Below are 21,189 nucleotides of genomic sequence, written 5' to 3' on the forward strand. Positions count from 1 at the left end.
ACTCAGGCGTTGTTGTTTATGACCAGGGATGGTCGGTACGCCGCAAATGCAGGAGCAATTTGTGGCGATTTTCACAGCTCCCACTCTGCAACTTTGACCACCACATCAATAGGGCAAACCTGCACGCAGGTAGGTTCTGGATAAAAACCTTCACATTCAGTGCAAAGATTGGGGTCTATCTGGTAAATCTTTTTGCCGGAGGTGATGACCTGTAATGAAATAGCGCTGTTCGGGCACTCAGGCCCGCACATGTCGCAGTTGATACAGCTGTCGAGAATTTTTAACGCCATCAGGCACAACCCTGGCTGCGGTTTTCGGCCTGGGGTAACTCGCGAATGAGCAGCACAAAGTCTGGTGCCATGCCTTGCGGCAGGTCGATTTGTACCCGGTGGCCGGCGCCAGGGGCACGTAATGTCAGTTCGCCTTTGGCATTCCACAGCTGTTGCAGGCAAATCTGCTGATTGCCATTTGGAGCCATCAGCACCAGCATATCACCGACGTTAAACTGGTTTTTCACCTCGACCCAGGCCCGGCCGGTTTTGGCATCGAGGCCTGTCACTTCGCCAACAAACTGCTGCTGATCGCTGCCGGAGGCGCTTTTTTCGTAGTTTTGCAGTTCATGGATTGGGATATGCCGACGCAGAAAACCTTCGGTGTATCCGCGCGACGCCAGCCCATCCAGTTCGGTTAGTAGCTGCGGATTAAAAGGCCGGCCAGCGACGGCGTCTTCTATCGCACGGCGATAAATCTGCGCGGTGCGGGCGGCATAATAAAACGACTTGGTGCGGCCTTCGATTTTCAGGCTGTGCACTTGGGCACGCGTCAGACGGTCGACGTGCTGAATAGCGCGTAAGTCTTTGGAATTCATAATATAAGTGCCGTGCTCATCTTCAAAGGCCGGCATTTGTTCGCCCGGTTTTTGCGGGTCAGTCAGCAGGATAATATCGTCGACTGGCTGATGCTGGTGAAGTGACAACGCCGGTTCGGCAGCGGTAGTAGGTGCTGCGGGCACAAACTGACCCACTTCGTTTTCAGTGGCGGTGGTGACCTGATAAGGCCAGCGGCAGGCGTTGGTGCAGGTGCCCTGGTTCGGGTCGCGTTTATCCATGTAACCTGATAATAAACAGCGGCCGGAATAGGCCATACAAAGTGCACCATGCACAAACACTTCCAGCTCCATCTGCGGCACTTTGCCGCGGATTTGTTCGATCTCATCCAGCGCCAGTTCACGCGACAAAATCACCCGCGAAATACCGTTTTGCGCCCAAAACTGCACGGCCGCCCAGTTCACCGTATTGGCCTGCACCGACAAATGCAGCTCCATCTGTGGAAAATGCTGACGAATCAGGTGAATCACCCCCGGGTCGCTGACAATCAGTGCGTCAGGCCCGAGCGCCACTACTTCGGCGATGTCGTCAATCAAGGTGTCGAGCTTGGCATTATGCGGTGCACTGTTCAGCACGCAATACAACTTCTTGCCAAGCGCATGGGCTTCCTGAATACCAAGCGCCAGCGTCGGTATATCAAATTCGTTGTTGCGCACGCGCAGGCTGTACCGCGGCATACCGGCGTACACCGCATCAGCGCCATAAGCAAAGGCATAACGCATGGCCTTCAGCGTGCCAGCCGGCGACAGCAATTCAGGGCGGAAATGATGAACTGCCGGTTGAGTCTGAGTTGAGGTAGAAGTCATGGCGCCGCTCCGGAAAAAATGGCGCGGATTATGGCGCAACAGTGGCTGGTTGGTGTTGATCTGGCGCAAGCTTTTAGGGTTTGCTGCTCCATATAACTATTCGCGATAGACTCAGCTGATTATTTATATACCAATGAGTACAAAACTGGTAAACTCCTCAGTGTACTTAATTGGAGTGAGCCAAATGTCAGAGACTTTACGTTTATTATCATGGCGTTATGCCGCTAAAAAAATGGATGCCACTCAGGCCGTCCCAGAAGAGAAAGTTGCACGGATCCTCGAAGCGATTCGCCTCAGTGCCAGTTCCAGTGGTTTGCAGCCGTATCAGGTGCTGGTGATCACCGACGCGGAAACTAAAGCCAAAATTCGTGCCCATGCCTGGGACCAGAGCCAGGTCACAGATGCCTCGCATCTTTTAGTGTTCGCCGCCTGGGACCACTACAGCGCGGAGCGGATTAATTTGATGTTTGACCTGGTCAACGAGCAACGTGGTTTTCGCAATGAAGGCTGGGAAGCCTACCGCCAGAAATTACTGAGTTTTTATCCAAACCGCACGCCGGAAGAGAACTTCCAGCACGCCGCACGTCAGGCCTATATCGGCCTTGGCAGTGCTTTGATTGCTGCCGCGGAAGAAGGTGTCGACAGCACACCGATGGAAGGTTTTGAACCTGAAGTGGTCGATGAGATCCTGAATTTAAAAGCACTGGGCTTGCGCTCGGTGTTGTTGTTGCCGCTGGGCTACCGTGCAGCCGAAGGCGACTGGCTGGTGAACTTACAAAAAGTACGCCGCAGTACTGAAGATTTTGTGATCCGCCGTTAAGATTCCTGCGCCAGCGGCCGGGTGTAGCTTCTTCAGGTGCCCGGTCGTTGGTTTTTTCCGTTCCCGCCGGCAGTTATAGCGCTATACAGCAGTTAAGGTTCTGTCTACACTGGTTTTTTGCCGTACCGGGAGAGAGCCATGAGCCAGCTGAATCTGAATCGCCCTGATGAATTACAACGCGACTGTGTTGATGATTTCTTTGAAGATTTTCGTGACGCTTACGAGCAATGTGAAGCCACTTTAATCGAGCTGGAACAACATCCGCAGCAGCCGGAATTATTACACGGCATCTTCCGTGTGGTGCATACCATCAAAGGTAACCTCGGATTTATCGGGCTATTTTCGTTAATCCCGCTGCTGCAAAGCCTGGAAGATGTGCTCGACGACATCCGCAAAGGCCATATGGCTTATGACAGCTCGCTCTGTGATGTGATCCAACTGACTTTAGACCGCACGCAACAATGGGTCGAAGCCAGCATCGCTGATACGCCAAAACCATTAACCCCGACCGAATTACAACAAATTTGCCAGCGCCTGACTGGCCTGACCAGTGCCGACGCGCGCTCACGCGGTGTGCGCATTCGCCAGGTGCTGGGTTTATTAGATCCGACGCATGTTCAGGCACTGGCGATCAAAGATGATGTACCGGAAGTGGTCAACAGCACTGTTACCGCCGAACCGAAAGCGTCTTCTGCCGTCGACGCCTGCCGCCGGTTGCTGCAGTACTACCGCATCCGGATGGACGCCGACCTCGAATTTTTTATCCAGTTGTTGCCGGCACTGGAACAACGCCACCCGCGCTGGCAGGGCAGGTCCGCCCGGCAGTTATTTCTGGCGCTGGAAATGAACCGGCTGGCCGGCAATAAACTGGACCAAATCCAACTGGCGGTCGCGGTAATGCTGCACGATTTGGGCATGTCGTTTTTACCGCTGCAAATGCTCGACGCGCAGGGGCGGGCCGACCCGGAACAACTCAGTGTCTGGCAGCGTCATGTCGAAATGAGTGCGTCCTTAGTTGCCAGTTCCCCGCGCTGGCAGGACGCAGCTGCAATGATTTGGCAACACCACGAACATCAGGACGGCAGCGGTTTCCCCGATGGTCTCGAAGGCGAAGATATCAGCGAAGGCGCCCGCCTGTTGCGTGTCGTTGATGAGTTTGACCTGCTGACCAATCAGCATGAACAACAGGAAGCCAGCAACCGGCAGCTGATCACAGCGCTGGTTGAGATCAGCAAAGCGGCCGGCACTAAGTTTGATCCGTTCTGGGTTGGTTTGCTGAATGAGGCCGTGAAGCAACATAAACAACACTTTCAGCGTTAAGGTTTCTGTACCTTTTTGCACTACGATAGTGCAAAAGCCGGGAAGCTATATCGGTTAAGAAATTTGCTGGTGCATTGAATACGTATTCATGTTGTTCTTGCACCAATGCTGGTCAATTAATGTTCGTTGCATAACAACATTACATGGCCAAGGATGTGCAGTTGATCCCGGTCCATGTTCACTGACCGGGAAGACATCATGTTCAGAAGCAAACTCAGCGCGATCACGCTGGCGTTGGCGGCGGCCGGCTGTGCGGTAATGCCTGCATGGGCTGCACAACAGACAGCGCAACAAACCGCACAAGACACGCCACCAGCTGTCAGCAATGCCGCAGACGCCAAAGCCAGTAGTAAAAAACCAACCAAAGAAGATATCGAAGTGATTGAAGTCAAAAGCTATTCCGGCTCTTTGATCAAATCGCTGAACCTCAAACGTTTTAATGACACAGTGTCGGAAACCATTTCGGCCGACGATTTAGGCGCTTTGCCGGACGTGTCGATGGCGGATGCCTTAACGCGTTTGCCAGGTATTTCTGCAGTGCGCACCGGTGGTCAGGCGGCGGAGATTAATATCCGCGGTATGTCCGGTGGTTTTGTGTTTTCGACGTTAAATGGCCGTGAGCAGGTCAGTACCAGCGGCAGCCGCAGTATTGAGTTTGACCAGTATCCTTCCGAGCTGATTTCATCGGCAGCCGTCTACAAGTCACCAAAAGCTTCGCTGATTGAAGGCGGCGTGGCCGGTACTGTTGAATTGCAAACGGCCAGCCCGCTGCGTAACAGCGAACAGCATACTTTCACCGTCAATGCGCGTGGCATGTTTAACGACCGCGCCAACGAAGTGCCGGACGGTCAGGAAATGGGCGACCGGTTCAGTTTGTCGTATCAGGGTAAATTTGCTGACGACAAGCTCGGCGTGGCCTTAGGGTACGCCCGGCTGTATCAGCCGTCAGTCGCGACGCAATTTATTGGCCTGGCGTATAACACCAGCATGGATGTCGACGGCATCAAAGAAACCGTGCCAAACGAATTTGTCAGCGAAGGGTTTGAGATGCAGCACAAAGGTGGCGAAGAAGTCCGCAATGGCTACATGGCCGCGCTGGAATGGGTGCCGCACGATGCCTTTACCTTAAAAGCCGACGCTTTTGTCTCCAAGTTTGACTCTGAAGCTTTTGCCCGCGGTTTTCGGGTCAAACTCGGTGGTGCCAGCGCCGCAGTCGCCAATCCAATCTTAAATGGTAACTCTGTGATTGGCGGCACTTTTAACCGCACGAAAAATAGTTTTACCCGGGTTGAGATCGTCAACGACGACAACCAGGATTTTGATCAGGTACAAAGTTTTGGTGTCAACGCCGACTGGGATGTCACCGAGAACTTTAAGCTGAATCTGGATTTATCACACTCAGCCGCTGAAAGTGATTTCCGCAACGGTCTGCTCTGGTCTTTGGTGGCCAAAGACGCCAACGCCGCCACACCGGTGTTTGACGATAACGTGTCGATTTCTTACAAACTCAACGGCCTGAACCTGCCGGATTTAGGCCTGAATCAGGCGGCAGCATTTTCGGATATCAACCGCGTGATGCTGAGCAAATACGGCATTTATCCCTATGAAAACAAAGACCGGGTCGATGCGGTGCGGTTAGATGCGACCTGGCGGCTGGACAATCCGGTGATCGCTTCACTGGAAGCCGGTGTACGGTATTCCGACCGCGAATACAGCAACGACCGCTCTGTTTATGAATACGGCAATGACGGTGCTTTATCAGCCACACAAAAACCACTAAAACTGACTGCAGACATGGTGCAGGTGGTGAATTTTAAAGGCGATTTCAGTTATTTCCCTAGTTACCTCGCCATAGATCAGCAAAAAGCGCTGGCGGCCTGGTTCCCGAATGGTATTCCGCAGCCAGTGAAAACCTGGGGCACCGGTAACAGTGGTGTGCTGGCCAGTCAACGCGTCACCGGCGGGCCGGACACCGGTTGGACCATGCTGGAAAGCGGTGAAGTGTACGAAAAAGTGCTGTCGGCTTATCTGATGGCCAATATCGATACTGACCTGTGGAGCATTCCGCTGTCCGGTAACTTTGGTGTGCGGATGGTAGAAACCGACCAATCGGCGACGTCACTGCAAAATGTCGGTGGCGACCCGAAACTCGGCGCGCAGAATATTGTCGACGATGCTGGCCTTATCAATAACCAATACGCACCTTCGGTATTGGGCGAAACCTACCGTGATTATTTGCCACAGCTGAACCTGAATTTCCGCGTCACCGACGATGACCAGCTGCGGTTTGCCGCCGCCCGCGTGATGTCACGACCGCCAATCAACCGGCTGGCTTCAAATACCAGTACCAACATCAATAACGACGGTATTCTGTCCGGTTCCAGCTCAAACAACCCGTATTTACGGCCGTTTTACGCTGACCAATACGACATCTCCTGGGAACGGTATTTCACTGAAACCGAAGGCGCTTTGGTTGCGGCGTTGTTCTACAAGGACATTAAGTCTTTTATCAGCACTTTCACCATTGCCGAGTTTGATTTTAAAGGCGCCGGTTTTTTTGTACCGGACGTAATTATCAACCCGGAAAGCGGTGTACCGGTGCCGGTGACTAACGGTAGCTACACCACGGCAGTCAATAACAGCAGAGGCGGTTATATCCGCGGTGCTGAGTTGGCTTATACACAGGTATTTAAGTTCCTGCCTGGGATCTGGCAAGGCCTGGGCGTCAGTACCAGTTATTCCTTCACTGAAAGCGAAATTCAGCAGCAGACCAGTCTCGGCGGTTCGACGGTTGATATCAGCCTGCCCGGCCTGTCGGAAAACGTCTTTACCGGCACTGTGTTCTGGGAATACCAAGGTTTTGAAGCGCGCGTCAGTGCCCGTTACCGCGACCCCTTTGTGTCGGAGCAAGTGGCAGTGAACGAGCAAATCGTTAACTTCGACGGTGAAACTGTGGTCGACATGCAGACCTCGTATCAGGTCAACGACCAGTGGAGTGTGCTGTTTCAGGTCAACAACGTCACCGACGAGCCGACCAAAAGCTATTTCGGCGATGAAACACAGACCGGCACTATTCAGTTCTTTGGCCGGCAGTATTTCCTCGGTGTGACTTACTCAATGTAAGGCGCTGCAGCTTCTATGGAGAATAAATTTATGTTGAATATCAAAACGATGCTGCAGACGCTGGCCGGTGCCGCGCTGCTGCTGACGCTGGCTGCCTGTGGTGGCAGCGGCGGGGATTCAGTGTCCGCGGGTAAAACCTTATTGACCTGTAATGTGCCGCAAGTACCAAACGAAGCCGGCACCGCGTGTGTCGCGCCAAAACCTATTAAGTGCCCGGCGCCGACAGTGCCAGATGCACGTAATGAAAGTTGTGTCATCGGTGTAGACCCGAATGCACCAGCACCGTCAGTGATGGCTGGCGCCGGACAAGCAGTGTTGTACTTCAAAAAAGCCGATGGCAATTACGACGGTTACCGGCTGCATACCTGGAACAACGAGACCTGCAATGCCTATCAGGACAGCTCGTTGGCGGCCAGCTGGGACAATGGCCTACAAATCACCGGCGTAGACCCAAACTACGGTGCTTATTGGCTGCTGAATCTCAAAGCCGGGGTTGGCAGTAAGGCCACTGATTGTGGCAATTTCCTCATTCACATCGGCACCGATGATGCCGGCAAAGAGTTAGGCGGCAGTGATATGCAACTGCCACTGGGTCCAAAAGATGTGGCGAAGTTCGCGCGGATGGGCTGGACCTTCTCAGGTGTGCCTTCGGTATTTGCCTACCCTGTGGTGTCGCTTGGTGTGCAAATCAGTGACAGCGCTGCGCATTGGCTGGACCGCAATACGCTGGTCTGGAATGCGCCGGCTGGAGGTGTTGCCAAGTGGAAATTGCACCACTCTGCCGCTGCTGATTTAGCGATTGACTCAGATACGCTGACCATCAACGGTGAAGCCGTCGAAGCCACGCCAACCAGCTTAACCGATGCACAAAAAGCCAAGGTGCCGCATCTGGCCAACTGGCCGGCGTACAAGCTGAACCTGACTGCTGAGCAAGCCAAAACCATGGCAAAAAATCAGCTGGTGCTGGCGTCTTATGACTCTGCCAATAAGCTGATGGCCGCTTCGCATGTGCAGGCGGGCAAAGTGCTGGATGACCTGTATACCGCAGGCGCGAACGATGCTAACGAAGCCACTTTAGGTGTGGTTTACGACGGTAGTAACATCAAAACCTCGGTCTGGGCGCCAACTGCGCGCAGCGTGAAACTCAAAGTGTTTAATGCGGCCAAAGCGGTAACAGCCACCAATCCGATGACGCTGGATGCCAATACCGGCATTTGGAGTTACAGCGGCGCCAAAGCCACACTGGACCGTCAGTTCTACCGCTTTGAAGTGCAGGTTTATCACCCGCTGACGAAAAAGGTCGAGACTATTGAAGCGACAGATCCGTATTCGCTGAATACCTCGACCAATGGCCGCTACAGCCAGTTTGTCAGTCTTTCTGATGCCGATACCAAACCAGCCAACTGGGACAGCCATGAAGTGCCGGTGGTGGCCAATGCTGAAGATATCGTGATTTATGAAGGCCATATCCGTGATTTCTCGGTGCGTGATACTACGGTCAGCGCCGCCAACCGCGGCAAGTATCTGGCGTTTACTGAGATGGAATCTCAGCCGGTTAAGCATTTAAAAGCCTTAGCGGATGCCGGTTTAACGCACTTCCATTTATTGCCGGCAACCGACATGGCGACCGTCAATGAAGATGCCACTAAACGGGTGGATTTAACCAATACCGTGGCCGACTTGTGTAAGGTGAACGCCAAAGCGTCGGTCTGTAACCAAAGCGCGTCTGCCAAACTGGAAGATGTGATGAAAGGCTTCCAGGAGTCTGGTGAAAACGCGCAAACACTGGCCGGTGAAATGCGGGGGACCGACAGCTTCAACTGGGGTTACGACCCGCAGCACTTTAACGTGCCGGAAGGCTCTTACGCTTCAACGCCGGAAGGTGTAGTCCGTATCAAAGAAATGCGCGCAATGAACCAGGCGTTGCATAGCATTGGCCTTCGCGTGGTGCTGGATGTGGTGTACAACCATACCTCTTCATCTGGCCTGTTTGATAACTCAGTGTTCGACAAAATCGTGCCGGGTTATTACCACCGCTATAACCCAACCACCGGCAATATCGAGCGCTCCACCTGCTGTGAAAACACCGCGACAGAACATGCGATGTTTGACAAGTTTGTCGCTGATTCGCTGGTGATTTTGGCCAAAGAGTACAAATTTGACGGCTTCCGTTTTGACATCATGGGCCATCATCCAAAAGCCTCGATCCTGGCCGCGCGCGATGCGGTGCGTAAAGTCGATGCTGACACCTACTTCTACGGTGAAGGCTGGAATTTCGGTGAAGTGTCAAACGACGCGCGTTTTGTTCAGGCACGCCAGGCCAATATGGCTGGTACTGAAGTGGGCACTTTTAACGACCGTGAGCGCGATGCGGTGCGTAACGTCGCACTGTTTAGCGGCGACAGCGATGTCGGCAAACTGAAAGATCAGAACCTGATTGAGATTGGTCTGGCCGGCACGTTAAAAGACTTTGTGTTTAAAGATTATCAGGGCAATACCGGCAAAGCTTCAGGCCTGAACTGGAACGGTCAGCCAGCTGGTTATGCCACAGATCCGGCCGACATTATCAACTATGTGTCGAAACACGATAATGAATCGCTGTGGGACAAACTGCAGTTTGGCTTAAAAGCCTCCGTCAGCATCGACGACCGCGTGCGTATTCATAACATCGCACTGGGTATTCCGTTGTTGTCACAAGGTATTCCGTTCCTGCAGATGGGCGATGATTTACTGCGCTCCAAATCGATGGACCGCAACAGTTATGACGCCGGTGACTGGTTTAACTTTGTTGATTTCAGTAAACAAAGCAATAACTGGAATGTGGGTTTGCCATTGGCACAAGATAACCAGAGCGCGTGGGACAGCATCAAAACCATCGCCAATAACCCGAATACCACGGCGTATCCGGAGCATATTGAACTGGCTGGTGCTGTGTTCCAGGATTTCCTGAAAATCAGACATTCCAGCAAGCTGTTCCGCTTAACGTCTGGTCAGGATGTGATGGACCGGGTGGGTTTCCACAACATCGGTAAAAACCTGACGCAGGGTTTGATTGTGATGAGCATTGACGATGGTGTCGGTCTGACTGATTTAGACCCGGCGTTTGACGCTGTAGTGGTAGTCATTAACGGCACTGCCAGCGAAAAAACGCATAAAGTGCCGACCGCTCAAGGCTTTACCCTGCATGAAGTGCAGCAGGGTTCTGCCGACAGCCGTGTCAGTGACTCCCGGTTTATCATGCAAGGTGCCGATGGCAGTTTTGTGGTGCCGGCTTATACCATGGCGGTGTTTGTCAAAGCACAGGCGGGTGCTCAGGGCACTGGCCTCAAAGCAGATGCCACGATGGGCGCACCGGATATCGCGCCATATGGCCTGACCAAAGTCTTTGTGCGCGGTGGCATGAACGGCTGGGGTGAAGTCGACGCCTTTGAATATGTCGGCGCTGGTCTGTATCAGGCCAAAGTCAGCATCGGTAGCAGCGGTAGCCAGGAGTTCAAAATTGCCTCCGGTGACTGGTCAACTGTTGATTTTGGTGCCAAGAGCGGCGAGCAGGATGTGCAGTTTGGCGTCGCGCAAACACTGCAACGCTCAGGTGCCAATATGCGGGCGGCCTTTAATGCCGGTACTTATGTATTCACCTTAAATGCAGCGGTACCAACAGCGCCGGTGCTGACGGTGTCCGAGTTTGTGCCTTACGGCGCCACCAAAGTGTTCCTGCGTGGCAGCATGAACGGCTGGGGCGAAGCCAGTCAGTTTGTCTACAGTGCTGGTTTGTATCAGTTCAGCATCCCACTGACGGCCGGTGACTATGAGTTTAAGTTCGCCTCCGCCGACTGGTCGACCGTCAACTACGGCGCCGGCAGTGATGGCCAGGCCGTGACTGTAGGCCAGAATAAAACGCTGGCCGCCAGCAACGACAACCTGAAAATCAATATTGCGGAAGGTGGCACTTATCTCTTTACCGTCAATGCCGCCACACCAACAGCGCCGGTGTTGAAGGTGGTGAAACAATAACTGCGGTCGAATAAAGCTGCTTTGCAGCATAGAAAATCCAACGCCGGCTTTTGCCGGCGTTGTTGTTTTGCTGGGCATGAATGGTACGCCGATGATTCCGCAGTCATGGGTACTGATTGGATCTGGTCTCTGAATGAATTTGTATCTTTATTAAACAAATTGCTGTCAGTTCTATTTACATCTTTAATACCTTAATTTGTAACTTTATGTAATTATTTGGTTTTTATGTTGGTTTGAATATTGCATTTTTGTTTCTTTGTCGCGTGTGGGCAGAAAAGCTCCAGGCAAAGAAATCAATCTTTTCACTCCGAGGATCTGCATGACATTCCGTTCCGTTTCCCCTTTATTGCGTATCAGTATTTTGTGTGGTGGTTTGCTGGCTGGTTGGTCAGCCCAGGCCACCGTGGTCAGCCCGTCGGGTCTGGGTTTTCTGGATCTCGGAAAAACTACCGTCGATCAGACCACAGGCCTGGAATGGCTGGACCTGACCGAAACCCGCGGTCGTTCCCTGCAGGACGTCATGACAGATTTGACTGACGCGGGTGGCCAGTTTAAAGCGCAGGACCGCTGGCGGGTTGCCACCAAGCTGGATTTCCGTAGCCTGATGTCGAATTGGTTTGGCTTAAATTATCAGGGATATCATTATGATACCAAGGTCAGCACTGTCCCTCTGATCCAGTTATTGGGGGATGTGGCAGACGCTGAGCTGGATGCGGAGAATTTCTGGGCGGATTTCGCGGATGGTTCTGCAGGATTTGCCAGCGGAATATTGGCTGATGAGTTTAATGTCTGGGGTGTATCGACTCATCGTTCCCTTGCGATTGTTGTTGATTACCACGTTGTCTATCGGAAAAGCCGTAAGTTTGTTGAAGACCATGTCGATTATATCGATGACTATGGCTGGGGTGATCTGAACATTGCTGATGACAGAGCTGGTGTCTATTTGTACCGTGAGTACCAGTCACAAACGAATACAGTCGCAGCTCCTGCGACCTGGTTAGTCGGGGTCTTCGGTTTAGGTCTGCTCGGCTGGTGTCGTCGGGCGCGGCGCTGAACCAACAGCTTGCGGGTTTTCCTGGCATGGAATGGCTGTCAATCCATGCCCCGGTTCAGCCCGCTGTTCCCACCAGTCGTCCCAGCTGTGACCGACGAGCCTCCCGCAGTGTTATGCTGTTTTAGCATCGGCATTGAGGTATCTATATGAAAAACAGTTGTATTTTTTTGCTGGCTTGGATGGCAATGATGACTGACGCCCATGCGGCTGACTCACAGACTCAACAGCTGGACATTGCTGTGAGCAGAATGTGGCAGGCGATGTCGCATGCGCCGGGTGTGGCGGCCGATGTTGCGGCATTAAAGCCGTTATTTCACCCAGACGCTGTGGTGGCAGGCGCCCGGCCTGGCGGGGCGCTCAGTCAGCAAAGTGGTACGGCTTTTTTGCAGAGCCTGCAACAAAGCAGGCCCAAAGGCTTTTATGAATGTGAGATTGGCCGTGAAGTCCGTTGGTATGGGCAGTTCGCCACAGTGCTGAGCCTGGTGGAGTCAAGGCCGGATCCGACGCAAAAACAGGCCGACTTCACCGGCATTAACAGCTTACAGTGGTATTTTGATGGCAAGCAATGGCAGCTGATTGCCTTGTATTATTATCTGGAACAAAAGCCCGGTGAGCTGCAGCAATGGCCATTAGCGGCGGATGCCCGTCGCGCCCCCGCCGGTACTTGTTTGTAATTCGGCTGCTTGTCTGTGATCATGCAGATGGCTTGATTAATCCGGCAAAGCGCTTCAGGATAAAATCATCCTGAAGTTGCGGCTGTTCAAGTCGCGGTTGTATAACCAGAGTATTCCGATGATCCTTGCCCAAGCCCGTGACCTGCTCGCCCAGGTGTTGCATCCATTAAGTTACGAGCAATTTTTCCAGGAAGTGGTCAGCCGCCGGCCGCTGTTATTGCCGGCTGATACGGCACTGCCGGCGCGACAGTTGCTGGGCGACGATCCGAAGTCTTTGCTGCTCAGTCACTTTGCCGAATACGCCGCTACGCTGACTTGTCATATCCGCCAGGCGCAGGTACCGGCGCCAAAACCCCGTGCTGTGCCCGACGCTGCTGCATTTGCCGCGTTACTCAATGAATATCACGCCAATGATTACACAGTGCGTTTTCCCGATGTCACCAACGCCACGCCAGCGCTGGCGCAGTTGAACCGGGCGCTGACGCTGCTGTTTGGCAATCCGGCCAGTACCGTATTGTTCTGGAGCCTGACCGGTGCCGAAGCGCCGGTGCATGATGATGAAGTCGACGTCATCGCTATTCAGCTGGTCGGCACTAAACGCTGGTTTATCTCCGACGAGCCGCCAAAACTGCCGAATAAGTGGAAAGCTTTGGGCGCCAGTGTGCCGCCGCTTGGTGCGCACCGCGTCTACGACGTCAAACCCGGCGATTTATTGTATCTGCCACGTGGCACCACCCATACAGTGCAATCGACCGGCGAATCGCTGCATATTTCGATTGGTTTTGTGCCTGTCACTATTCGCGAAGCCATCAGCAGCGCGCTGGACTATATGGCCGATTTTGAAAAACCGCTGCGCGCCAATCTGACCGGCCGCGCCGATGCGCTGTCGCATGGCCAAATGCTGGATGTGGCCGGCGCGCAAATGCGGGCTGGTCTGGAGCGGCTGTTACAGCTGTGTCAGCAACCCGGTTTTGTCGAAGCGGCACTGGCGCACCGCCAGGCCCGCATGTTGCTGGAGCTGGCTAAACTACCCAAGCCCACCGCAGCCATGCCGCCACTGAGCCGTGACACTAAGGTGCAACACTCGCCGCTGGCGATAGGCCAGGTCAATCTACTGGCGCATATTCTTGATTTTCGTTTCCCCGGCGACCAGCTGCTGGTACATCCGGCGGTGGCTGAGAGCATGGAATTTGTCCGCCAGACGCCGCAGTTTGCAGTCAAAGACATTCCGGGCCCGATCGGCGACGATGTGCGTTTAGTGCTGGTGGAAAAACTACTGCACAGCGGGTTTTTGCAGCTGAGCTGATGGTTGAGCCGCATTAGCCGCCATTGCCTGCCGGCGCTGCTCAAGCAGGCGAAAAATAGCATCAACCACCACGCCGGGCATCTGTTCCTGTACCCGATGATTCGCCACCAGCGTTCGGACTTCAGCCTGCGGATAGATGTCGTTCATGCGCTGCTCTGCGGCTGCGGGGTCGAGTGCCCAGACGCCAAAATCTTCGGCATAAATAACGCCATTCAACAGATTTTTCACTAAGCCTGCTGATTTTGGTTGCGGCGTCGCTGTTTGCGTCACCAGCCGAATCATCGGTTTGTTGAAGGGCTGTGGCTCCTGCAGCAAATATCGGCCCATGTCGTTGATATTGGCGATTTCCTGACGGGTCGCTTGTGGCGCAAACAGCCATAAACCAGTTCGGGTGTACCAGGGAAAATCAGTGGCAGGCTTGACCAGGCCAAGCGGCAGCGCGTCGACAAGTAACAAGGCGTCCACCTGCTCTGGATAGCGTTTGGTAAACACCTGCGCATACTGGCCGCCAAGCGAATGCCCAATCAGCACATAAGGCGGTGTTAGTTTTTGTTGTTGCAGCAACTGTTGTAACCTGGCCGCCGATAACGCAGGGCTGAGCACTTCTTGTTCTGATTCACTGTGTCCGACGCCAGGGCGATTGTAAAACAGTAAATTACAACAATGGTTTAAGCCTTGCGCCACAGCTTCCCAAGTCTGCAAATCAAGCATCAGGCCATTTTCAAACACCAGTGTGGCGCGGGGGTTGGCAACGCGAAGGGCGGCATATTCGATTTTTTCGCCGGCCAGGTCGGTGATTTTTGCCTGCAACAGAGGTTCTGCGGCCTTGATGGACTGAGTTTGCCCCTGTGTTGGCGGTGTCGCCACGGCACTGGAGCAAGAAATAGTCGTCAGCCACAATACCAATAAACAGCCGAAACTTTTGCCGGCAGCCATCCATTTGTGCTTTTGCGCGGCGTTATTACCTTGTGTGTTTAAGTGCATAAAAAATCCTGATTTTCCCAACAGAAACAGCGACATCAGCCCGGCGGGTGCCGCTTGCTGCAACGCCCGACGACTCTGACCATGTCTGCCTGGTTATAGTTTCTGCCGCGCAAAAAACTGCCAGATCAGTTCCGGGCCATTCGGCGCCATCGGCGAGGGGCCCAGCAGTCGGGGTCGTTGCCAATAAGGCTGTGGCATGCCATGCCCGCCGCCGACAATAGTGACCAGTTCGACCTCAAACCTGCTTTGGTCCTGCCATTTCAGACGTTGCACATTGTGACTGTCAGGCTGTGGAACTTCAGATCTCGCACTCTGTGGCAGCTGATTTTGTGCGACAAAAAACTCTGCCGACGCTGTGGCAGATCGCACCTGGCCGTTTTGGAAAAACAGACCCAACAACGACACCTCGCCTCCGGCATAAGGTACTAAGGGGTCTGCGGTGCCGTTCATCAGCAGCACTGACGTACCTTGTGCCATCGGCTTACATTTGAAATTACCGGCTGCCGGTACATTGGCCGACACAGCGGCGACGGCGCGAAAACGGGTTGGCGATTCCAGCGCCAAACGCAAAGCCATAAAACCGCCTGCTGACACGCCGGTCGCAAATACCCGTTGTGGATTAAAACCATGCGCGGCCACCAGCCGGTCGACCAAGGTATTCAGATAGTGCAGGTCATTGGATTCATGGCCGTTGACCAGAAAGTCGCCGGTTTTGCTGCAGTCGTTCCAGTCAAAGGCTTTGCCGCTGGGATAAACCACACCGAAGCCATGTTGGTCGGCGAGGCGTTCAAAGCCATAACCGGTTTCAGTGCGGATTTGCGCACCGTTTTGCCCGGAGCCATGCAACACCATCACCAGCGGCGCGTTTCGGGTTAAGCCTTTTGGCAGATATAAGCGGTAGGTGTAAGTTTCACCATCGAGCGTAAGCGTGGCTTTGGTCAGTGTTCCTGTCAGCGCCGGCATAGCAGGCTCTGGTGTGTAAATCAGGTAACCGAATAAACCGGCAGCGCTTACGAGCAAGACGATGAGGCCGACCAGAATAAAGCGTAGGATTTGTTTCATGGGTCAGCTTGCTCGCTGTTGCGGGTTGCGCCAAGGCGTACCCGGCTGTTTCACATAATGCTGCCAGATATAAGACCAGGGCAGCACCAGATAAACCAATACCACCATGCCGATCGCAATCACATTCGGCATTAATTTATCGTCGAAGTTGCCACTGAGATACAAAGGCAATGGCACTGTGACCAGCCAAATCGTTTTCCAAATCAGTTCCCACAGCAGGATAGGCAACATCTGTAATGGATAACGCACGCCTAAGGCGCACAGTAACCAGAACGCACCCAGCATACTTGTCTGTACCGTTTGGGCATTGCCCCAGCTGGCGAAGGGTTTTTCTGCCGTGAAAACATCAGGCCAGACACTGAGTGCCAGTCCGATAACCACCAGTAAATACATAGCGCGCAGCGCATAAATCCGATATTTGGATACTTCATTCATGATGTGATTCCTCTAGGTGCCAAAAATGCTCGGGGCAGTAGTTATTTCGTGCCGAAGCCCGGGTTTTTAGTATCAGTATTTTTCAGTTTAGCTAATTGGATTTGCGCATCTTCACGGGCTTTTTCTGACAATGCGGGCGTGAAGACCAAGGCTTGTTCAAATGCAGACACCGCTTTGGTGTTATCACCCAACGCCTGCCAGGTTTGGCCGAGCCGGTAATACACCGCCGCGGTGGCATTGATTTGCAAAGACTGTTCTAACGCCGGCAAAGCCTCCGCTGCTTTGCCTTGCTCCAGTAATGACCGGCCAAGACCCAGATATGCAGGAGCAACATCGGTGTGGCGCTGGATGACTGCGGCAAAGATTTTTTCCGCCTCAGCAAACTGCTTTTCTCTGTTTAAGGTCAAGCCAATATCCACTAACAGGTCGCGCTGCAGTTTCAGCAGCGTTGCGTTGTTGCTGATATTCACAGTCAAAGCGCCGGCGCTGGCTTTGGCAAATTCTTCGTCGTATAAATCGAATTTGGCCTGCAGCAATTTCGCCGCTTCGGGGTTGATTTGTTGAGTGCTGCGGATCAGCTTTTTCGCACTGGAGGTGCTGCCACCCATTAAACCCGGCACTTCCAGATAAAACCCCAGCAGCGACACCGTTGCATTGTAGTTGGCCGGGTCCAATGTAATCGCCTGTTTAAACGCATCGCGAATGGTGCCTAGTGAGCCAACAGCAGTCATGATGTCGCCTTGTTCCGCTTTGGCGCTCAGCACATTGCCAATCGACTCATGACATTCCGAATTTTTCGGGTGATGCCTGATGCATTGCTCAGCCATGCTGGCGGCCTCGTCAAAACGCTTGATGTTGCTCTGTAGCAGAATCAAATCAATGCTGGCGACCAGCGCATCGGCATTATTTGGCTCGACGGCGAGTTTGGCAGCGACAGCCGTCTCAACTTCGGCATACTTTTTTGCATCAAGCTGCGCGCTGTATTCGTGCGCGTTTGCTGACTGCAGGCCTGAGGTGGTGCTCAGTAACAGTGCACAGACAACTGCCTGGCTGACAAAGGATGGAAGGGAAATAGATTTGTACATAGCAAGATGTTTCCAAAGCGACGTAATTGCATAATTTCAAAGAGTCCAACCGCTTAGGTTGTCTCTTTGCCAGGTCTTTGATAGCTGCAGTGTCGCTGTTCGGCATAGCGGCAGCAATCAGCAGGGGACGACCGACGGTTTGGCAGTCCTAAACGACGAAAAAACGCGATTGGGTGGCGAGGGGAAGCCAGTTATTGAGTAAGGAAACTAAACCGGTGGATCTGCGAAAACTTATATAGCTTGAAACGACAAAGTGGGATTCGATATTCCTGAATCTGAAATAGTTTTGCCCTGTGTTAAGTTCAGTTTATCGCGACGGTATTTGGGACCATTTCAAACTTAGTAAGTGACCTAGTCATTCTAAAAACCTGAATACCAAGTCTGTTGCATATCTCTCGTAATTGAATTTCATTTTCAGGCGTTATATCCGTTCCGACATACACACATTTCGCAGGTGAAACCTTGAATTTTTGCGAGGTATCTAAGATCCCATGTGGAAATAAGAGTCTCCATTCCTTTTCGTAAGACCAATCCACTGATTTTACTAAGCCAGCCTTGCTTAAGTACAAGTTATTAAATGATTTATTGTCTTTTCCTTTAATGAAAAATTCGGTTGCATCAAAGAAATCAGTCGCATATTCAACTGGATATAAGAGTCTTCTCATATGGCTATTAGGCATATGAGATTTAATGTCATATGCAATACAAAAACCGCGATGGGAATCGGCATAATGTGCCCACATGAGAGGGCTATTCAAACGTTCTGTAAATGAGCAAAGCTTGAATGATTGGCGAACCCTGTCAGAAAATTCATGTTGGATAATTTCCATCCGTTTCTCAAAGACGTGTCGCAATACGTCAAGGTCACCGCCAATAGTACCGTCTTTGTTGAAAACATCGATAAAACAGTCAATGAAACTTTTTTCTTCTCCAATAAATGATTGATTTAAATCAGTAAGTTGTTGTTTTGTGAGCGTGTTGCTAAGTGATGGGAGATCATTGGATGATTGTTTCATAATGAACCCTGGATCGATACGGTGTGCACAATCAAAGGGGTCATTTAACGTAAGCGGGTCTGCTAGCCAGACATAACCTTCTTCCAGATTGCTAAGGGAACGACCTTCCGTGTCAAACGTTCTGAATTTATAAATTGTATCAGGGATAAATTGTTCTTTAAGTTGGTATGCTTCTTCGATTTCTTCCAGTGATGGTGCTTCAAGAGAAAACAGCTTATTCATGAAATCTGGCAACCAATCCATTGTTTTTACTCCTTTATTCCAATTAGAAAATCAGAGTGGAATCTTGGCTGTATACCCACTCAAAATAAAGCACTTACGCTGTGACAGCACTGAGGAAAGTGTTGCGTCTACTGACTCCTACTTCTTTTGCGCGCCAGAACCAACCCTTCCACCTACATCTGCTTAAAATGGTGCAGGTAACTTCGGCTGACCGGCAGGTTTTCGCTGCGGCCTTTTAAGTAGGCAGTGGCGGTTTCGTTGTCACCGCGAATGATGTGACTGACGCGGTCGAGATTGACCACCACTGAGCGGTGAATTTGCACAAAGTGGCTGCTATCGAGCTGCTCAATCAGCTCTTTTAATGGCGTACGGATCAGCGCAACGGCCGCTTTGCCTTCATGGTCACGCCAGCCGACCAGGGTGTATTTTTCATCGGAGCGGAGAAAATCAATGTCGCTGACCGCGATCATCCGCACCGACTGGCCAATCGACGCTTTGATCCAGCGTAATGGCTCCGGTGCGGCTTTTTTCTGTAGCCGTGCTTCTAATTTGTCCAGCAGTTGCTCGATGTCCGGCGCTTGTTGTGCTGCGCCCAAGCGTTCGCGCAGCCGCAGCACCGTTTCCGCCAGTCGCTCGGGGACCACAGGTTTGACCAAATAATCCAACGCACCCTGAGTAAAAGCTTCGACGGCATATTCGCTGTAAGCGGTGACAAACACCAGATGCGCACCACGGCCAATCTGACGGGCGGCTTCAATACCGGACATGCCCGGCATGTGGATGTCGAGGAAACAGACGGTGGGTTTGTGCAGCTGATACTGTTCCAGCGCTTCACGGCCATTGCGCGCCTGCGCAACGATAGTTAATTCCGGCCAGCTCGCGGCCAGCATCCGCGCTAAAGCACTGCGCAGCAAAGGTTCATCGTCGGCAATCAGTGCAGTGGGCTGGGGAAAGGTCATCTTAGTCTCCTGCAATTGTGACAGTCATTGCCGGGCTTGATGGCGCCGGAATACTGATATTGACACAAAAACCGTGCGGCTCCAGCGCGGTCAGGCTCAGCTGCGCTTCTCCGGCAAACACCAGCTGCAGGCGTTCGCGCAAATTGGCGAGGCCTGTGCCTAAACCCTGACTGGTCTGCTGGCTGCTGAGCCCGCCATGTAGCCCACCGCTTAACCCAACGCCGGTGTCTTTCACTTCAGCCAGACAACGCCCATCTTGTATTCGCACCGAAACGTCGATTAAACCGCCTTCTTCACTCGGGTCTATGCCGTGGCGGATGGCGTTTTCCACCAGCGTCAGCAACGTCATCGGCGGACATGGCACGGCAAGGGCCGCCGGTTCCGCATGGATAGCAAACTGCAACCGGTCGGGCATGCGCATATGCATTAATTCCAGATAAGCCTGCACCAATTCCAGTTCTTGCCCTAAGGTGGTCGCACTGTGATGTAAATTGGGTACTGCTGCGCGCAAATAAGTGATGAGACTGCCCAGCACTTCAGAGGCCTGCGGCGAGCCGGCATCAACCAGCTCACGCACATTGGCTAAGGTATTAAACAAAAAATGTGGTTCGACCTGCGCCTGCAATAACCGCAGCCGTGAATCCAATGCGTCCCGGGCTAATTGGCTGCGTTCCAGCGCAAACGACAACGCCTGCTGCTCGGCCTGGCCGTTGATATGGCGGTACAGCGCCGACATGGCAATCCAGGGCGACACTAACAAACCTGCAGCGGTTAAAGTACCAAAGCCAAACAGTTTTTTCGGGTCGGCGGACCACACTTCAGGCAGCGAAAAAGTGGTCAGGGAATAAATCAACGCCACGGCAAAAGGAGTCACCACCGCGACGGCAATCACCTGCAATACCCAGCGCGCCACCCAGCGTGGCAAACGCTTTGGCCAGCGTTCAACGATACCAAATGCCAGCAATTGCACGCAGCCGACAAACAACACCCGGGTCGGTGGCAACAGCCAGCTCGATTCAAAAATCGGCAGCCATAACAGCGTCAGCACCAGGCTGGCCAGCAGCACGACGCGCAGGCGTGACCAGCTAAACAGCGCTGGTGTCGCTGGTAAAACGGGCGGAAGATCAGCGTGTGGCATCTTTTTTCCAATGTCGACAAAACAGCAGCACTTGCTGTGTCATGGCCGCGGAGCAGCTATCAGGTTGCAAGATGCTCTAGCTTACACTGCAAAGCGCAAACCGGGTGGCCTGAGTTGATGGCCGACGCACCGGTTGGTGTCAATGACGTTATTGGCAGATAAATGACTGGGGCTTGTAACAAGGCCGGCGTTGTCGTCGCCGGTCTGGCCATATCGTCGTCAGGCCAGTCCAATCCGTCATTCAGCCTGTTCGCGGCAAACAGACGCCGCTGATTCGCTTATGC

The 21,189-nt window shown here is 52.8% G+C and carries 16 protein-coding genes; 7 read left to right on the forward strand and 9 right to left on the reverse strand.

What is annotated here, in order from left to right:
- Nucleotides 1–71 precede the first annotated feature (71 nt).
- Together ABNT34_RS06680 and yegQ are read right to left on the reverse strand one after the other, a co-directional pair.
- Nucleotides 72–290: a YfhL family 4Fe-4S dicluster ferredoxin gene (locus ABNT34_RS06680; protein WP_348729951.1), complete on the reverse strand. Its 219-nt coding sequence runs from the start codon at nucleotides 288–290 to the stop codon at nucleotides 72–74.
- On the reverse strand, nucleotides 290–1,693 hold the full coding sequence (gene yegQ / locus ABNT34_RS06685) for a tRNA 5-hydroxyuridine modification protein YegQ (RefSeq protein WP_348729953.1): 1,404 nt from the start codon (nucleotides 1,691–1,693) through the stop codon (nucleotides 290–292). Before yegQ ends, ABNT34_RS06680 begins: the two co-directional genes overlap by 1 nt.
- A 184-nt stretch (nucleotides 1,694–1,877) precedes the next feature.
- Between yegQ and ABNT34_RS06690 the strand changes: the two genes are divergently transcribed.
- The 7 genes from ABNT34_RS06690 (at nucleotide 1,878) to ABNT34_RS06720 (ending at nucleotide 14,004) form a co-directional block, all read left to right on the forward strand.
- The gene (locus ABNT34_RS06690; RefSeq protein ID WP_348729955.1) at nucleotides 1,878–2,513 is read left to right on the forward strand and encodes an NAD(P)H-dependent oxidoreductase; all 636 of its coding nucleotides are present in this window, start codon (nucleotides 1,878–1,880) and stop codon (nucleotides 2,511–2,513) included.
- Between the two features lie 138 nt (nucleotides 2,514–2,651).
- On the forward strand, nucleotides 2,652–3,833 hold the full coding sequence (locus ABNT34_RS06695) for an HD domain-containing phosphohydrolase (protein ID WP_348729957.1): 1,182 nt from the start codon (nucleotides 2,652–2,654) through the stop codon (nucleotides 3,831–3,833).
- A 198-nt stretch (nucleotides 3,834–4,031) separates the two neighbouring features.
- Nucleotides 4,032–6,956 carry a TonB-dependent receptor gene (locus tag ABNT34_RS06700; protein WP_348729959.1) on the forward strand — a complete coding sequence of 975 codons (2,925 nt, stop codon included), beginning with the start codon at nucleotides 4,032–4,034 and terminating at the stop codon, nucleotides 6,954–6,956.
- A 30-nt stretch (nucleotides 6,957–6,986) separates the two neighbouring features.
- Nucleotides 6,987–10,970, forward strand: a complete 3,984-nt coding sequence (gene pulA / locus ABNT34_RS06705; RefSeq protein ID WP_348729961.1) for a pullulanase-type alpha-1,6-glucosidase — start codon at nucleotides 6,987–6,989, stop codon at nucleotides 10,968–10,970.
- A gap of 319 nt (nucleotides 10,971–11,289) precedes the next feature.
- Entirely contained in the window at nucleotides 11,290–12,024 is a 735-nt protein-coding gene (locus ABNT34_RS06710) for a hypothetical protein (RefSeq protein WP_348729963.1), read from the forward strand.
- A 248-nt stretch (nucleotides 12,025–12,272) separates the two neighbouring features.
- Nucleotides 12,273–12,698 carry a nuclear transport factor 2 family protein gene (locus ABNT34_RS06715; RefSeq protein ID WP_348730266.1) on the forward strand — a complete coding sequence of 142 codons (426 nt, stop codon included), beginning with the start codon at nucleotides 12,273–12,275 and terminating at the stop codon, nucleotides 12,696–12,698.
- Between the two features lie 118 nt (nucleotides 12,699–12,816).
- Complete coding sequence (locus ABNT34_RS06720; RefSeq protein WP_348729965.1) at nucleotides 12,817–14,004, forward strand: cupin domain-containing protein; 1,188 nt, start codon at nucleotides 12,817–12,819, stop codon at nucleotides 14,002–14,004.
- Here the strand turns inward: ABNT34_RS06720 and ABNT34_RS06725 are convergent.
- The 7 genes from ABNT34_RS06725 to ABNT34_RS06755 all read right to left on the reverse strand — a co-directional run bounded on the left by ABNT34_RS06725 (nucleotide 13,972) and on the right by ABNT34_RS06755 (nucleotide 20,905).
- Nucleotides 13,972–14,988 (reverse strand): alpha/beta hydrolase, encoded by a 1,017-nt coding sequence (locus ABNT34_RS06725; RefSeq protein ID WP_348729967.1) that lies wholly within the window; start codon nucleotides 14,986–14,988, stop codon nucleotides 13,972–13,974. The two genes, ABNT34_RS06720 and ABNT34_RS06725, sit on opposite strands and share 33 nt — an antisense overlap.
- Nucleotides 14,989–15,081: 93 nt before the next feature.
- Entirely contained in the window at nucleotides 15,082–16,050 is a 969-nt protein-coding gene (locus tag ABNT34_RS06730) for a PHB depolymerase family esterase (RefSeq protein ID WP_348729969.1), read from the reverse strand.
- A gap of 3 nt (nucleotides 16,051–16,053) precedes the next feature.
- Complete coding sequence (locus ABNT34_RS06735; RefSeq protein WP_348729970.1) at nucleotides 16,054–16,485, reverse strand: hypothetical protein; 432 nt, start codon at nucleotides 16,483–16,485, stop codon at nucleotides 16,054–16,056.
- A 41-nt stretch (nucleotides 16,486–16,526) separates the two neighbouring features.
- A complete protein-coding gene (locus tag ABNT34_RS06740; protein ID WP_348729972.1) occupies nucleotides 16,527–17,570 on the reverse strand; it encodes a tetratricopeptide repeat protein in 1,044 nt (347 codons plus the stop codon).
- A 302-nt stretch (nucleotides 17,571–17,872) separates the two neighbouring features.
- Nucleotides 17,873–18,829: a DUF2971 domain-containing protein gene (locus ABNT34_RS06745; protein ID WP_348729973.1), complete on the reverse strand. Its 957-nt coding sequence runs from the start codon at nucleotides 18,827–18,829 to the stop codon at nucleotides 17,873–17,875.
- A gap of 152 nt (nucleotides 18,830–18,981) precedes the next feature.
- Entirely contained in the window at nucleotides 18,982–19,767 is a 786-nt protein-coding gene (locus tag ABNT34_RS06750) for a LytTR family DNA-binding domain-containing protein (protein WP_348729975.1), read from the reverse strand.
- A gap of 1 nt (nucleotide 19,768) precedes the next feature.
- Nucleotides 19,769–20,905 (reverse strand): histidine kinase, encoded by a 1,137-nt coding sequence (locus tag ABNT34_RS06755; protein ID WP_348729977.1) that lies wholly within the window; start codon nucleotides 20,903–20,905, stop codon nucleotides 19,769–19,771.
- Between the last annotated feature and the right edge of the window lie 284 nt (nucleotides 20,906–21,189).

Source organism: Rheinheimera texasensis, assembly GCF_964031785.1.
GTDB lineage: Bacteria > Pseudomonadota > Gammaproteobacteria > Enterobacterales > Alteromonadaceae > Pararheinheimera > Pararheinheimera texasensis_A.